The 15,413-nt window shown below is 59.1% G+C and carries 12 protein-coding genes and 4 pseudogenes; 14 read left to right on the forward strand and 2 right to left on the reverse strand.

Annotated features, from left to right (window positions below):
* Positions 1-251 precede the first annotated feature (251 nt).
* The 5 genes from LB547_RS22780 (at position 252) to LB547_RS22800 (ending at position 5,540) form a co-directional block, all read left to right on the forward strand.
* The gene (locus tag LB547_RS22780) at positions 252-758 is read left to right on the forward strand and encodes a Dps family protein (RefSeq protein ID WP_140501480.1); all 507 of its coding nucleotides are present in this window, start codon (positions 252-254) and stop codon (positions 756-758) included.
* A 562-nt stretch (positions 759-1,320) separates the two neighbouring features.
* Positions 1,321-2,028, forward strand: coding sequence for a glutathione S-transferase family protein (locus LB547_RS22785; protein WP_140522747.1), 708 nt, complete (start codon positions 1,321-1,323; stop codon positions 2,026-2,028).
* A gap of 1,108 nt (positions 2,029-3,136) precedes the next feature.
* Positions 3,137-3,319, forward strand: a complete 183-nt coding sequence (locus tag LB547_RS22790; protein WP_224656240.1) for a hypothetical protein — start codon at positions 3,137-3,139, stop codon at positions 3,317-3,319.
* 391 nt (positions 3,320-3,710) lie between these two features.
* On the forward strand, positions 3,711-4,112 hold the full coding sequence (locus LB547_RS22795) for a hypothetical protein (RefSeq protein WP_140522749.1): 402 nt from the start codon (positions 3,711-3,713) through the stop codon (positions 4,110-4,112).
* Between the two features lie 153 nt (positions 4,113-4,265).
* Complete coding sequence (locus LB547_RS22800; RefSeq protein ID WP_224656239.1) at positions 4,266-5,540, forward strand: MFS transporter; 1,275 nt, start codon at positions 4,266-4,268, stop codon at positions 5,538-5,540.
* 71 nt (positions 5,541-5,611) lie between these two features.
* On the opposite strand, the gene LB547_RS22805 is transcribed toward LB547_RS22800, so the two are convergent.
* Positions 5,612-6,025 carry a hypothetical protein gene (locus LB547_RS22805; RefSeq protein ID WP_140501470.1) on the reverse strand — a complete coding sequence of 138 codons (414 nt, stop codon included), beginning with the start codon at positions 6,023-6,025 and terminating at the stop codon, positions 5,612-5,614.
* A 341-nt stretch (positions 6,026-6,366) separates the two neighbouring features.
* Between LB547_RS22805 and LB547_RS22810 the strand changes: the two genes are divergently transcribed.
* The 9 genes and pseudogenes from LB547_RS22810 to LB547_RS22850 all read left to right on the forward strand — a co-directional run.
* Positions 6,367-6,609, forward strand: a complete 243-nt coding sequence (locus tag LB547_RS22810) for a hypothetical protein (protein ID WP_140522750.1) — start codon at positions 6,367-6,369, stop codon at positions 6,607-6,609.
* 269 nt (positions 6,610-6,878) lie between these two features.
* Positions 6,879-7,484 (forward strand): annotated as a pseudogene (locus LB547_RS22815) (molybdopterin-dependent oxidoreductase); the annotation flags it as partial.
* Between the two features lie 179 nt (positions 7,485-7,663).
* A pseudogene (locus tag LB547_RS22820) lies at positions 7,664-8,134 on the forward strand (cupin domain-containing protein).
* 461 nt (positions 8,135-8,595) lie between these two features.
* Positions 8,596-11,529, forward strand: coding sequence for a lysozyme inhibitor LprI family protein (locus tag LB547_RS22825; RefSeq protein ID WP_140565795.1), 2,934 nt, complete (start codon positions 8,596-8,598; stop codon positions 11,527-11,529).
* 47 nt (positions 11,530-11,576) lie between these two features.
* Positions 11,577-12,269: a hypothetical protein gene (locus LB547_RS22830; protein WP_140522756.1), complete on the forward strand. Its 693-nt coding sequence runs from the start codon at positions 11,577-11,579 to the stop codon at positions 12,267-12,269.
* A gap of 796 nt (positions 12,270-13,065) precedes the next feature.
* Positions 13,066-13,416: a DUF2200 domain-containing protein gene (locus tag LB547_RS22835; protein ID WP_140522758.1), complete on the forward strand. Its 351-nt coding sequence runs from the start codon at positions 13,066-13,068 to the stop codon at positions 13,414-13,416.
* A 141-nt stretch (positions 13,417-13,557) separates the two neighbouring features.
* Positions 13,558-13,821, forward strand: a pseudogene (locus tag LB547_RS32685) (Rid family hydrolase); the annotation flags it as partial.
* A gap of 12 nt (positions 13,822-13,833) precedes the next feature.
* Positions 13,834-14,070 (forward strand): hypothetical protein, encoded by a 237-nt coding sequence (locus LB547_RS22845; protein WP_224656245.1) that lies wholly within the window; start codon positions 13,834-13,836, stop codon positions 14,068-14,070.
* Positions 14,060-14,176 (forward strand): annotated as a pseudogene (locus LB547_RS22850) (DUF4158 domain-containing protein); the annotation flags it as partial. The gene LB547_RS22845 and the pseudogene LB547_RS22850, both read left to right, overlap by 11 nt.
* Positions 14,177-14,345: 169 nt before the next feature.
* On the opposite strand, the gene gcvA reads toward LB547_RS22850, so the two are convergent.
* Entirely contained in the window at positions 14,346-15,260 is a 915-nt protein-coding gene (gene gcvA, locus LB547_RS22855; RefSeq protein WP_140522762.1) for a transcriptional regulator GcvA, read from the reverse strand.
* Positions 15,261-15,413: the final 153 nt, after the last annotated feature.

Raw genomic sequence — 15,413 nt, forward strand, 5'->3', positions numbered from 1 at the left:
ATCATAAGCTGCTCGAGTCGACTTGATCGAGGCGTTTGCGTCCCCCCGCCCTGGGATCGTCGCGTGCGGCGTGGCGCCTGACGAAATGCCGGACCTTCCACATCGCTCGAACAGGTCGGCGGCTATGCGCTCGAGAACGTCAATAAAGCGATCGTCGCTCTAACCGGCGGTTTGACGAGCACGCGCCCTCCCCGCTCGTTCCACGCACGCCAGGGACTCCCACGTACAAAGACAATGAAAGGGCTGCCAACATGACAACAAATGTCCAAGAGCTGCCGAACGGCGAGCGAGACGAGCCGGCGGTGCGAAACTCGATTGCGACCTTCGCGGCAAAAATCAACCAGCTCCTTGCTGACGCTCTGTCGCTCTATCTCAAAACCAAAAACTTCCACTGGCACGTGAGCGGCCCCCATTTCCGGGATTACCACCTCATGCTGGACGAGCAGGCGAGCGACATTCTCGACCTGATCGACCCACTCGCGGAGCGCGTCCGCGCGGCCGGCAGCAGGACGATCCGCTCGCTTGGGCAGGCGGCGCGGCTGCGAACCATTGCGGACAACGATGCCGATGGCGTTGCACCGGTCGCTATGCTCGCCGAGCTCATGGAGGGCAACTTGGCCTTGGCGGCTTCGATGCGGCTGGCGCACAAGCTCTGCGACGAGTTGGACGACGTTGCGACGGCAAGCCTTCTCGAAGGGTACATAGACGCCGCCGAGAAGCGCGCGTGGTTCTTGCGCGAGGCGGCGCAGCCGCACTGATCATCGACGGATGCACTGAGCCGAAAGTTCAAAACACGATGGCGCGAGTCTGAAGCGGCGGCGTGTTCGCCAGGACTCACATTCGTTCATATCCAGAGTGAGCTCTGGTCTAGGCGGAAATCGGCGTGCGCGGACAAATACGGTCAGCGCACGCATTTCGACCGCCCACAGAATGGATCGGATGCCTGAGTTGAGCGACACGGACGAATTGCAGTGACCTCCAGCCGCGTCGAGACTGGCGCCCGCCGCTTCAGCGCCTTCCGGTGAAGTGGAATTCGATGTCGACCTTGTTCGTGATCGGGGGCGGGTCAGGAGACGTCCGCGCCGCGGGCGTGGCGTCGGGACCCGGCGCGAAGGTGATGCTCGCCGAGGGCTGCAGGTCGTGGTGCCGGTCGCGATCGAGTGTAGGCGTCAGGCGGTCGGGAATGAAATCGATAATGCAGCGGCACTTCCGTAGGGACGAACGCATTGGCAATGTGGCGTCGGCGGCTTGGTCCAGTGGCTCCGTCGACCCGGCGCCCGGCCCTTGTGCGCAGTCTGTGAAATCCTGAAGGTGAGTGCGATGATCAGCTTCTATTTCCACCCTACGCCCAATCCAGCCAAGGTGGCCCTGTTCTTGGAGGAGTCTGAGCTAACGTATGAGCTGGTGCCGGTCGACACCAGCAAAGGCGAACAACACCAGCCCTCATTTCGCGCCGTCAATCCCAATGGCAAGGTCCCTGTGATCGTCGACCCAGAAGGCCCAGGCGGAAAAAAGGTGCGGGTTTTCGATTCCAGCGCAATTCTGCTGTACCTGGCCGAGAAAACAGGCCGCTTCCTTGGTCAGCCCGCCGACCGGGGTGAGCTTTTGTCATGGCTTTTCTTCCTAGCAACAGGCCTGGGGCCCTTCTCGGGACAGGCTGTGCATTTCCAGTTTGCGGCTCCCGACGGCCTGGACTACGCCGTCAACAGATATCGCCGCGAAGTGGAGCGCCACTATCGCGTACTCGACAGTCAACTCGTCGGCCGCGACTATATCGTCCGGTCCGACTACACGATCGCCGACATGTCCGCCTGGGGCTGGATAGACCGTGCCTCACGTGTGATGAAGGGCGCCGACGATCCCTTGGCGCCGTTCCCGAACGTCAAACGCTGGTTCGCCGCAATCGATGGTCGGCCCGCCGTCGCGAGGGCGCGTGCGGTCGGAACGGATCACGAGTTCAAGAAGGTGAACGACGAGGAAACGATGCGTGCGCTCTTCCCGTCGAACTACGTCGCGGCCGACGGCTAGACCAGAGGCGACCGGATCTCATCCGGCCGCAATTGCGAGAATGGAAACCAGAACAGTACTGCATTTCCCAACGTCTGTTACGAAACTTAGCGTTCGGTGCGGGGTGTCTAGGGACCACTTGTCGTGTGGTGTCGCGTTCGCGGGTCTGTTCCTGTGACCGATATATTTTGCCGCCTGAGCGGCGAAAATCTAGGAGGATGTAGATGAACCTCGACGCGAGGGACATGGTCGTGGCTGTTTCAGATCTCTTGAGACGCGGCTACGACCACAAATACCGGATAAGGATGGCCAACTCTACGACCTGACTGCCGAGAAGCCCGTAGGTGGCGGCGGCGCCCGCGTTGATGGCGCGATAAGGTTCGAGAGCCCGCCCGAAGCGGGAGACGGTTCCAACATCTATGCGATCACCGACAGGGGGGGCGGCAGCAAGGGCTTGTTGATCGATACCTTTGATGCCTTGGACCAGGAGCGCTCGCGGGGGCTTGACGAACAGCTAAACGCGAACCGCCCCACACGTCACGACAACGGAGACTAAATAGCGAGCCGATATGGCCTGCGAAAGATATTTAAGGAGGAATTCGATCGGGATCCCGAGCGGTTTGTGCTGCGCATCGGGTTTCCTGACTTCCCCCCGTGTCCGTTAGGGCAGTCATCCTCCATGCTCGGGTTCGACACGGTGAAGCAATCCTACGTCTGTCTGGTCGCCAGCATCCTACGAGATTCCAGGGTTGAGAGAATCCCTTACCAGGGGGCTGACGTTCCCGACAACGAATGAGCGCGCAGTGGTCGGGCTTGCCGACACTGTCACCACAGCGCCGGCCCGCGGCGCCTCCTTTAAAACGACGTGAGATGAATAAGCAGATCGTGAAGCAAACAATGCTGTCGCTCGAGGCGCGCGACCTCGAGAGCGCGAGAGAAAAATACCTGGAGTATGTCGCGAGCGCCCGGCTGGATAGAAGTGAGCCGATCGAATACGATGAACAAGCGCAGGCGGAGCTCGCAAGCGACCTGTCTGAAGCCTTCGACGACACTGTTCACTCGCACTCCGACAAGATCGAGAAGCTCGACGATAGACTTCGGACCAAAGAGCAAGGTCGAAGAAGGCGCAATGCTGAAGCTACACGGTCGGTTTTTCGTTGTTGCCGTGCCGACGGCCAAATTTGCGTGCGACGGCAACGAAATTATGGGCATCTCCACGCAAGCGCCGATCTATGCTGAGTTGGAAGGCAAGCGCGCCGGTGACACGGTCTCGTTCAATGGAAGGGACCTCGTGATCGAAGAGGTCGCCTGACGGCTGCGACGCCGAATGTTGAAGGCAAGCACCCCGGCATAACGCGCGGCAAGTGATCCGGCTCTTGTGGGGTGGCTAGGGAATAAGCTGATGACGTAAGGTCTGAAGCACGGTCACGTCGTGCGCCTGAAGTGCACTCCGCACTTACTGTCGGCCGACGCTCTACGCCGCATTAACGCTTCCATGGCGCGCCGGGCGACTGGAATGGAAACGATAACAACCCGGCATTTCTAATGGTCAGCCTTTCGGGATAGCTCTGTGCAATTAACCGAGCTGACCCGAGAGACGCATGGAGTGGCCGCTAGCGTAAGGCGTCGTGATCGCCCTCTTAGATGATGCGCTATCCACGTCGCAAGGACCCGCCCAAGCAAACAAGCCATAGGAGTCACCAATGTCGTTCCGCTTCATCACCAAGTCTATGCACGCCTACCTCATCGATTATCCCGTCGCTGTCGTCTTGATCGCAGCACCGTTTGTGCTGAAGCTCGGCCAGAGCGGACCGATCGCGGTGTGGCTTTCGGTTGTTGTCGGTGTCGCGGCGCTACTCTTGCCCGCCCTTACCGACCATCCCACCGGGCTCGTCCATATCATTCCCTACTGGCTGCATCTTTGGGTCGACCGGGCCGTTGGCGTCGTGTTTGTCATCGCACCGTTCGCCTTCAAGTTTGCTGGGCTCGACGCTTGGTACTACTGGGTCCTCGCTGCCGCTGTCCTACTCACCACGTCGGTCTTTAACGCGCCTGAGGAGCCAGCCGCGACGCATTTGGGAGCGGACAGGCGTAGGGCGGCTTGAGGGCGACGATTGTCGCAGCGCTCTTCTGCGCCGCTAAGAAAACCATATGCACCGGCTAGTGGAAGGTTTCGTTCCTCGCTGCAATCGATGCCTATCGCTTCCGCAGATCTTCTCGAGTGACGCGCAGCGCAGCCTGGAACGGACAAAGCTCAATTGCGTGAGGCAGAAATGCACGGCTCGGTGCAAGACGTGCCACCAGTGATCAATGAGGCTCGCCGGGGCGGAATGCGCCAGCTGGCTTTCATATCCGCCATGGTGTCCCTGGTCGCTTCCTTTGCCGTAGCGGCCGCTCCAATCCCGCTCTACAACACCTACCGGGCGGAGGACGGGTTCACCAACGCCGGCATCTCTATGGCCGTGGTGGCGTACGCCATCGGCACTATCGCCTCACTGTTGGTGCTGGGACGTCTGTCCAATCATCTGGGCCGCCGGCTCACTTCGATCGCTAGCCTCGGTCTGCTGCTGCTGGGCTGTCTGCTGTTGCTGAATGTGCGCGACATCGAAATCCTGCTGGCCGGTCGGCTCCTGGTGGGTGTCGGCACTGGGTTGGCCAGCAGCAGCCTGACTTCCTACATCGTCGACGCCGCGCCCAGCAGGCCAGAATGGTTGGCCTCCGTCGCCTCCAGCCAGGGACCGATGCTGGGCCTCACTGTCGGCGCCATCGCCTCCGGTGCTTTGGTCCAGTTCGGCCCTTGGCCACGCGACCTCATCTATCTGGTTTGCGTCGGCTTTCTATTGCTGTCTGGTGGACTCATCTCAATCAGCCCGGAAACCGCAACTCTGACCCCGGGCGCTTGGCGATCGCTGTTGCCTCGGGTGGGCGTACCGGCCCACGTTAGGCATCTGCTCCCTGTGGCGGCAGCGGTGTTCCTGGCCACCTGGGCGACCGGAGCCTTCTACCAAGCGTTCGTGCCTGCGCTGGTGGAAGATCAACTCCAGACCCGCAGCCCGCTCATTCTCGGATTGGTGTTCGCCGCCTATATGACGCCCAGCGTTCTCGGCGCTCCTATCGGCGGCCGGTTCACATCGGCGGTCGCCCAACGCGTCGGAATGGTCATCTTCCTGACCGGAATGATCGGCGTCATCACGGCGATCGCCGCCGGCACACTTGTGTTTTTCATCATCGCAACCATCCTTGCGGGCGCCGGCCAAGGCATCGCCATCAGCGCCGCGACACGCGGTCTGTTGCGCGGCAGCACGCTAGCCGACCGCGCACCGATCTTCAGCGCGATCTATCTCCTCTGCTACAGCGGCGCCGCCTTCCCCAGCCTCATCTCCGGCAAGCTGTCCAACACTTTCTCGCTGCCGCAAATAGCCGTCGGGTACGGAGGGCTTGCCCTCCTCGCCACCTTGTTCGCGGTCATCGGTGCACGCAACCCGCACGCTTACACGACCGCGAACGACGGCTCATCGCGGTCGATAAAATGACCCAGAAAGAGAACGCCAGGACGGAAGCACAGTTGGCTGTCGCGCACCATGCTCCGCGCCGGCAAGCCGCTCTAAGTCTCCCGCCAGCCGGTCGAGCAAATCGCCACGCATCGCCAATATTCGCCCTGCTGCCTCTCCTCCCATTTGCTCTCATTGGCGACCCGGTGGTCCTGCTGGATGGGACGGTCGTTACTGATCACGAAAAGCAGGTTTACCGCGAGGCTCCGGGCGTAGATGCGATAATTATCCGGCGTGATCACGACGTCGGGATTGGTGTTGCGCTCCTGGAGCCATTCGATCGTTTGATCGACCTTGCCCTCGGCGGGCTCTTCCCAATTTTCGATATCCTGGTCGAGCGTTTGCTGGACCCTATAGGTGTACTGCAGAAACTGTACCGTCGGCTGATCACTGGCGTGCTTGATCAGACTCGCCACAAACTCCGTTTCCGTGACTGGGTAGAGGACCGGTTTTCCGACGGCGGTCATCCAGGTACCTCTTTCGCAACCGCCATTCACGTCTCCCTTTAATCCAGTAGTTTCGCGCGGGCGAAGCTTTTTCTTCACCCTTGAAGAATTTGACCCGACCGACAAGGCCTGGCTTGAGCCATTCGGCCTTTTCTTTTCAGGCCCTTCGACACCGGTCCGCCTATCTGCCCCGTTGCCGATGCTCCCAATAGGCGGCGGGCTTCTGTGGACGCACCACTGGCGGCGCGGTGCGGTTTCGGCAGCGGACGAGCTTAGCGTAAAAGCCATCGCGAAATGGAAGAGCAGCCCGCCTTGACGTAATGTTTGGCATCTCGGGGATGCGCGACCGGTGGGGAAGTCCGATGAGAGTAGCAATATTTTTCGCGGCGATCGTGATCGCTGCGACTGGTGGTGCCTTTGCCAAGGAGAAGAAAGTGGTGGTCGGTGATGCTGCGGCCCTGTGTTCTACGAAGCATTCGACCAAGAAGCCGGTGAGAGATCTGGACTGCGGTTTGACTGGCACGGCCAAATTGCCGGATGGAACAACGCCGGAAAAGCCGCGCCTCGGATACGACACCGATCCGTGGATCCTAAATGGCTTTTAAAGCTGGCTTCAGATAGCCGCCAACTTGCAGCGTGGCCGGATGGAAGCGTTTTCAGGTACTTGGAACGACACTCGCATGAAATTCCAACACAACCACACGAGTATCCCCTTTTACGCGAAATGCGGGGTCCGATTCCACGGTCATTGCCGTTCAATCGTATCCGTCCTGTCCATTTCGCCTGTGGCGGAGCTTGTTGAACCGCAAACCGAGTGTAAGGCGTGATGCGGAAGATTCCGAGCCGCAACCCTCGCCACGACAACAAATGGGGCGCCCGCAGCATGTCGCTGGCCGACGCCATGGATCCCAAAAACATCCTTTGTTACGAGATGAACGGGACTCCCTTGCCGCCTGATAATGGCTTCCCGTTGCGGCTTATAGCGCCTGGCTGGTATGGGATCGCGAATGCGAAATGGCTACAGCGTATCGATGTGCGCGACCAGCGCTTCGAGAACCGTTTCATGGGACGCGACTACGTCACACGGCGCGAGGAGGACCACAACGGCGAGACTGTATGGGTGGAGACTTCTGTCGGGCGGGCGCGGCTGAAATCGGCACCGGCCCGGGTCACTCATATCGGCAATGACTATCGCATTGTCGGGGCCGCCTGGGGCGCGCCGATCGACCGGGTTGAGGTGAAAGTCGACGATGGGCCGTGGATGCTGGCGGCCATCGATGAGACGGACAAGGCGGACTTTGCTTGGAAGATATGGTCGGTCAACTGGCCCAAGCCCTCCGCCGGGGAGCACAGCGTCACCTCGCGGGCGGTCAGTACAGAGGGGCAAGTTCAACCGGCTATGGACGATCCTTTGATTGCAAAAAAGCACACATACTGGGAGAGCAATGGCCAGGTAACGCGGCACGTCAATATCGTTTGAGAAGCGTGCTCGAAAATTCCCTTGGGTGAAGCGCATGCGCGAGACTCGCATGCGCTTTCGCCAAGGGCAGCGGTTATACTGAGCCGACAAATCGCTTGCCTAGGTGTGACGCGCGGACCTTGGCGAGCCCAACCCGGCACGCCGCCGGAATGGGTAGCCCGCCTAGACGGGAGGCTACCATGAAAGTTGCATCGCTACTTGCAGTCGGCTGGATCATATCCTGCGCAATCGCCCCCTTTGCTTCGGCCGAGGACGCGCACACTGTGACCACTCCCAGCGAGGTTAAGTGGGGTCCGGGCCCCAAAACGCTTCCTGCTGGAGCAGAGTTGGCAATCCTGTACGGCGATCCGGCCAAGGAAGGTCCGTTTGCCCTTCGGCTCAAATAGCCGGCTGGGTATGCGATCGCGCCCCATACGCATCCGGGGCTTGAAGTTGACACAGTAATATCGGGAACCATTAATCTTGGCATGGGCGAGACCGCCAACCGTAGCGCCGTCAAAGCAATTCCTGCGGGCAGCTACTTCGCTTTGCCGCCAGGCATGGCGCATTTTGCATATTTCGACGAAGAGACGGTGCTCCAGCTCACCACTAACGGCCCGTGGGGCATAAAGTACATCAATCCGGCCGACGATCCTCGAAAGACGAAATAGCTACGAAGGCTCGAAAACGACAGGGTGGTGTGGACCCAGACGAGGTCGCCGCCGGCACTGACGAGACTAGCCAAGATAGTCTCAAGTGCACAACTTGCGCGCGCTGGGCAAGCGGGCATTTTTGGCAATGAGACGAGAACTCGCGCGGCTGCGGAGAAGTCAAGACTAGCTGCAAGAGAGCAGGGTTTCCGAACGCAGATCAAAACCAAGACAAGGGAGCTTGCCTCGCTCGTCGGACAGAGTCGCTCTCCGAAAGGCGTACTTGTGTCGATACGTGAGATGACCGAGGCTATCCTGCCTTGCCTATAATCGGATTTGTACGTCGATACTGCGGGATTCTGGGTATCAGGTGGCGCGGAGGTTTGGGCGGGAGCATCCTTCTGCAGGCAACCGATCCCGATCTGCGGCATGGCGGTTGCGGCAGTGGTTGTGCTGGAACGACACTTTTCCGGAGGGCGGCTATGCGAATTTTTATGACGCTCTGCGTCGCAGCCGCCGCTCTCCTTTTGGATGCGCCACAAAAGGCTGCAGGAGCAAGCTTTGATTGTTCTCGTGCGAGACTTTCCGTCGAGCGCATGATCTGTGCTGATGCATTGCTCTCCGATCTGGACGAGAAACTGTACGCGGCTTTTCAAGCGATTGACGGCCGGAAGGCACCGGAACTCGTGGCTGCTCAGAAACGTTGGATCAAGCAGAGAAACAAATGCACCGCTCCGACATGCGTTTCCACTTTGTACAGGGAGCGGATTTTCGAACTGTCCCAACTGGGTGCCACCGCGCAGGCAGTTCCAGGCAGCACAGCGGCATCTGCGTCTACGACACCTGCTGCAAGACTGGCGGGGGACGCTCGCAAGCAGGTTCTGAAGCTTCCGAGCCAAAACGATATTTACGTTCAGAACGCCGACGTGCTTGTTCAATTGATTCAAAAATTGCCAAGGGACATTCGTGATCTCCGATTTTTCCAGAATTACGACATAAGGTTAAGATCGTATTTTCAATTCCTTACCGCAGATCAGCAGCAAAGATATTCCAAGGTAATGGACGATTGGTGGCAGACAACCTTGAAAGAAATCGGCGGGCATCCCATTGCTGTTAGCGACATCACTCTCCTACAACTTATCGCGCCCAATTTCCCTCCTGAGCGTCAGGCGCAATTGCGCGAACTAGTGGGCAGTGCTCTTTCCTCTGGTCCCGGTCCCGCCCTTACGAACGCGGACACGCTATCGATCGAGGACGGAGTTGCTGTCGAGCCTACGGATCGGGAGATTTGGGAAGGCACTGCGCCGTGCGCGCCGAAGAATACGACGTATGACTTCGTTGTCCTTGGGTCGATCGATAAGGCGAATTCCGCCTATGTGATGTCGCGGGGAGATCAGCAGACGATCGTGCGATACGCAGCAAAATACGACCTGACCATCGGCACCATCGATCTCTCCGAAATGAGCATCATCCGCAACAATGATTTCGTCACGCTTCCCAAATCCGCGAACGTGGAACTTGAGGATGGCGGATCCACGCTGGCGATGCATCTTGCGCCATCCTGTGAGGTGCGTTTGCAGAGAAAGAAGTTTCCTGAGGCGGTCCTGCAGGCGATCTCGCACGCTAAAGCCGATCCGGCATATGTACCGGCGCAAGGCCTTCCGTTCTGCGTGAGCATGTTGGCGTGGTCGCATCAGATTCAAACTGGCGCGCCTAAACTCGACCTGACCAAGAACATTACGACAGACCCCCCCATGAAGCTGCTGATCGCCAGCGCATTCCACGATTCGATGACCAGGAAGTTCCTGGGGCGTCCGCTGACCACACTGGATACGCGACAGAAAGGAGACCAGGAAATCTGGTTCAGATGGACGGAGCTTGCGCGCGAGTGCCTGGCTCATCCGCTCTATTTCGACGACAGCCCCGCGCTGGTGAAAATAATACTTCCGTACTTGAACCATCTAGGTGACGAAGATGGCGAATTGGCGATCATCTCCACCGTGGAGAACCGCGTCAAACAGGTGGCCCAGGCTGGGGCAAATTTCAGTGCGACGGCCGATGGCTTCATGAAATTGCGGGCATATGTCTCGCCGCTCGAGATGCAATTGGAGCCGGTGCTGATGCAGGTTCGCCAAGCCGTGCTCAAGCCCCTGATCGACCGCGAGGCGGAGATCGCAATCGTCGCCGTGCATGCGGAGCCACCGGCAAAGCAAGGCAGTCCAAGACCGCTCGACAGGTTGAGCGTCATTGCGGATATGATCGACGCCCTGAGAAGTGCGGACCAAGCCGCAGAAGTCGCTTCGGCTGAGACCGTCGCTATCGGGATCGTCAATGCGGATTTGACGGAGATAATCGCGCTCGGCCGCACCCATGTCGAGTACGTCGGGGCGGACATATTCTCGCTCAGCCACCTGCAACAGTGGAAGAGCAAGACCGAAAACGAGCTCGGGAGATTTTCAGAATTCGCTTCCTACAAGACCGCCATGCAATCTGCCTCGCAGGAGATAGACGGCGTAATTCCGCAAGTCGTGGCCGGGCTGGCGAGCGTCGTGACCCAAGCCACGGACATCGGCGAGATCGGGACCATATCGAGCGCCGTCGCGGAGCTCCAATCCGGCCATTCCGACGTCATGACATCTCCCATGTGGCAGGCTTACATGCGCGGCCTCGACGGATGGTTTGCGGCCCATACGACGGGCAGTGCCGCGGTCGCCGGGACATCACCAGCCAGCCATGGCCAGAATGTGGCTTCGATCTTCCACTCCCCCGAGTTGAAGAATCGGCAGCTTGTGGGGGCGATTTTTGATCACGATTTCTTAGCGCTCAGAAACGATCAGGCGGACGCCTTCGCCGCTATCGTGGGGATGGTCAGGCCGATCAATCAGGCCTGCCCGGGAACCCTCACGGAAAAATTATTGCGAGCAGTGCTTCAGCGAGGACTGGGATCGGGCGTATTCGGGACCAGCGAAGATGCTCAGAACAACAATGCAGAGTTCCTGTTGCAGGAGGGGCAGTGGCTTGGAAAAGCCCTCAATAACCCCGGGCAGTTCATGAACGACATGGTCCGAGACGCGGCCGCTCAGGATCGCGCCGAGGCCGATGGACAACTCGTCACCGACATTTCCTGTAAAGACCCCGACATGCAAACCTTTTTTGCAAATGCCGAGGAATTCCTCGCAGACCCGACAAGCGGAATTCCAAATGATAAACTGGGCGTAGCCGAGATGTGTACGAAGGCCCTACCTGCAAACCAACCCGAGACGGCGCCTTATTGTGCTTGCGCAGGTCCTATTCTTGAACAGCGGTTGACTGCGGTTGAAGGCGCTTACCTGAAGTCCGATCCGCGCCGGAACTACTCGACCGTGGTCAACCTTCTGCCGAGCGTCAGTGAGGATCTAAGAAAGTGCCAGCAGTAGCACCACCTTGTTCTTCTGGTACATTGGCCGCGCGACTGATAGTTGCCATGCTGTCGGTTGGCATGTCGCTTGCGCCGGCACGGGCGACATCCCTCTACGACTTCTTTGTCAACTACCGCAGGCAGGATACCGATCTTCAGATCGCATTCTCTACAGAGGTTTTGCGCAGCGCGCGGCTCCAGAACGGAAAGCTGGCCGGCTGTATCGAGAAGAACTTTGTGAAGCACGGCCCGGCCTTCCTGCCCGTCTACGATGCCTTCAAAATCAAGCTTTATTCGACAATCACCCCCGCAAAAACCGGCGTCGAACAGTCCATCGTTGAGGCGATTTCCGAAACGTGCAATCCGGCCGCGCTGGCGGCATACCCCGACCTGGCGCGCGATAACGTGAGCGTTCATCCTACCGACGCTTTCCATTCCGAGTACCAGGACGATGCCGCCAGGCTGGGTGCTGCCACGATCGCGGTGAATACTCAGCTGGCGCGCGTCACTTCCGAGGGCGATGACGCCTATGCTGGCTGTCTGAACGAGAAGCTCGTTACCACTGACGGCGCGATCCCGGACGCGTTGGGTGATGACAAGACGGCATGGGCCTTGGGTGCGGAAGGACAAATTCTTGGAGCAATCATCTATTTCTGCAAGGAGCAGACGAATACTGCGTCCCGGAGAAGCCGGGGCAGTACCGTCCCACCGCCGAATCCGACTTCCACGACCCGATCTTCCGGAACCAACTGCAATTGATCGAAAGCGTAGCTGTTCAGCCGGGCATTGCAGCGGTTCATGCCGGCCCGGACAAACCAGCCGCCGATTCCCGTCGGCCATCCCCGCACCGGATCATAGGGCAGTTCCTCTAGCCGGAGCAACTCCGCTTTGCCCGATCGGTCCGATGAGAGCACCTCTCCCGCCAGTGGGCCACAACGTCCGAACACCGCAATGGTTATCGTTCTGATGAGAGGGCGCGCTTCGGGCTTGTTATCTTTTGAAAAGCCTCGAGGGTGGCTCCGCAAGAATGATGCGACTTCCGTCCGGGTCTGAAAACTGAGCGATTCTTCCGTCAAGGTGAAATTAGGGGCCGCAAGCGAGAGGTCGGCTGTCGGCATCGAGCAGCTCATCCACGCTCCACTTGACGGCGCGTGCCACTCCAGCCGATGTCGGGCTTATCTACGTCGATGGCGGGACCTGCCCCTGACCACGCTTTATGCGCGGCCTATGCAAGACCAGATGCCCTTCGCGTCGGATTTGATTGGTAGTCGCGCATTCTCACCGCAGCTGCCCAGAACAGGGCGGGGGGAGAAGCTCAAGATTTTGTCGAAACACCGCTGCTTTACATTCGCGGCGCGGATGAGCCTGGCGACATCAATCGTTATATCGACGGCTTTTCGTAGCGTTGGCATTCGCAGCATCCGCTGCGCCACTATTAAGGATTGCGGGCACCTTGCGCCCGAAGAACAGGCTGCTACGACACGCCGTGAACTTATCGTTTCCTGCGCCTCGTCGGGATGATCTAAAATACCACTTGGCACCAAGAGGGCGATGAATGACGAAACACCGCATCTATTCGATGAGCTTCGCCAAGGTGTATCCCCTTCTCGTCGCCAAGGCGGAGAAGAACGGCCGCACAAAGGCTGACGTCGACGAGGTAATTCGTTGGCTGACAGGTTACTCGCAAAAAGCGCTCAATGGCCAAATTGAGAAAAAGACGACCTATGAGGACTTCTTCGCACAAGCGCCCAAAATGAATCCATCGAGGTCCATGATAACCGGCGTCGTTTGCGGAGTCCGGATCGAAACTATCGAAGAACCCACAATGCGGGAGATCCGATATTTAGACAAAATGGTCGATGAGCTCGCCAAGGGCAAAGTGATGGACAAGATACTCCGCGCATAGTTCGCGCAAAGCGGTTTTCGACCCGACGCAGATCAAACCTCGGCGGATGCGCAAGGGGAATGCCGTCTCCTGCGGCCGAGCCCCACGTCTCGGCCGATGGGGAACCCCGCAACGGCCCAAGAGTGAAGTGCCGAGCATGCGTTCTTCAATATAGAAGGCGCGCTTGCTTCGGTCGGGACCTCTCCGAAGGATGTCGTCGTCGTACACGTCTTTGTGCCCGATCGTCAGGACAAGGAGATCGTCAACCGGCTTGTGGCCGAAAAGTTCCGCGGTATCCATCCAGCAAACACGACACTGTGTATGCCTTTGGGAAAGCCCGAACTGAAAGTCGAGATAGAGATCACAGCCTATCGGCGTCGGCGACCGGAAGAGCCGGAAAATAGACTGGCAGTTCACCTCGGCTGACGACTACATGGGGTGCGTGCATCGATTGCAGCAGGCATGAGGCCATCCGCCAACGTGCCGCTGCTTCTTGCGGTTATTAGCTTGCGAGAACAGCCGACTCATCAGTTTGATGAACATCGTCACAGCATCGTCGGTGAGCTTCTGGCCCAGATTCATGCGCCCGATCAGCGAGTCGCGACGGCTGGCATGATCCGCCACTATTCTCTTTCGCCCGGCCGATTTGCTGGAAAACCAGCTACGGCGCCGTGAACCCAATCAACTCGGCTTTGCCATCCAACTTTGCCTAATGCGCTACCCCGGCCGGCCACTGGCCCCTAATGAGGTTCCACCGAAAGCGATGCTCGACTATGTTGCCGGCAAATAGATGCAAGTCCGGTCGGCTACGCGAGCGGCTTTGGAAATGTTCGAGCCAGCACAAATCCGGGACCGACAGCCACGGGCAAACGGTGCGATTGATCGGGTCGCGCCACACATTTCAAAACCCCTGCGACCGGCGCCACCCAACCTCAAGCAAGTCACCGACTTCAACGAGCTCCATCGGCGGCCTCTTCCAACTCGGTCGCCTGCTGCACAATCCAGTTTTCGAAAGTGCGGATCAGGAGCGTCCGCCGCGTCGCGCGCGGATACACCAGATAGTAAGCGCCCTGCGTCGGCACTCTCAAACCGAAGGGTGCGATCAGGCGTCCCGTGCGCAGATCGTCCTCGACGAAGGCGCGCTGCGCCATCACGATGCCGAGTTCATCGGTAGCCGCCTGGTAGGCGAGCGCCGAATTCTCGAATTTGAGGCCGCTATTGCCGTCGACCGTCGTCACGCCAGCGGCATGAAGCCAGGCAGGCCAGTCATCCGGTCTGTGCATCGAACAGAGCAGGACGTAACGGACCAGATCCTTCGGCTCGACGAGAGGCGATGAGCTGCCAATCAGGCCAGGGCTGCAGACCGGCAGCACGATCTCCCCGAACAATCGCCTGCAATAGAGGCCCGGTGGAGGCTCCGAGCCGGAATGGATGCAGACGTCTATCTCCTCGCGATCGAAATCGACCTGCTGGTGCGAAGTAGTGATCTGCACGTCCACATCCCGATTGAGTGCGTGAAAACGGGCGAGCCGCGGCACGAACCAGCGGATGGCGAAGGTCGGGGGCAGCTTGATGCGCAATCTGTTGCCTTCCGGTTTTTCCTGAATGCGCCGCGTCTGCGCCTCGATCTGGTCGAAGGCGACGCGCAGCACAGCAGCCAGAGCCGCCCCCTCGGACGTCGTCTCTACTCCGCGCCTGAGCCGTAGGCACAAGGTTGTGCCGAGCCAGTTCTCAAGCTGGTGCAGATGGCGGCTGACCGCACCCTGGGTCACTGAGAGTTCCTGGGCGGCGCGTGTCAGGCTGCCGTTGCGCGCCGTCGCCTCAAAGGCGCGCAAGGCATTCAAGGGAGGAAGTCGGCGCGACATGTGCTATGCCTTTTCCTGATGGCAAAAGAGTAAATTGTGGGTGTACCCTAGGGCCGGAGGAGGTTACCGTCAGCAGAAATCTACTCTAACGGACGCATTATTGCGCGAACACCGGGCGGAGCCAAAAGCCAGAAGTCGCGGGTTTCACGACTC

Origin of the sequence: Mesorhizobium sp. B264B1B (assembly GCF_020165765.1) — a bacterium.
Lineage (GTDB): Bacteria > Pseudomonadota > Alphaproteobacteria > Rhizobiales > Rhizobiaceae > Mesorhizobium.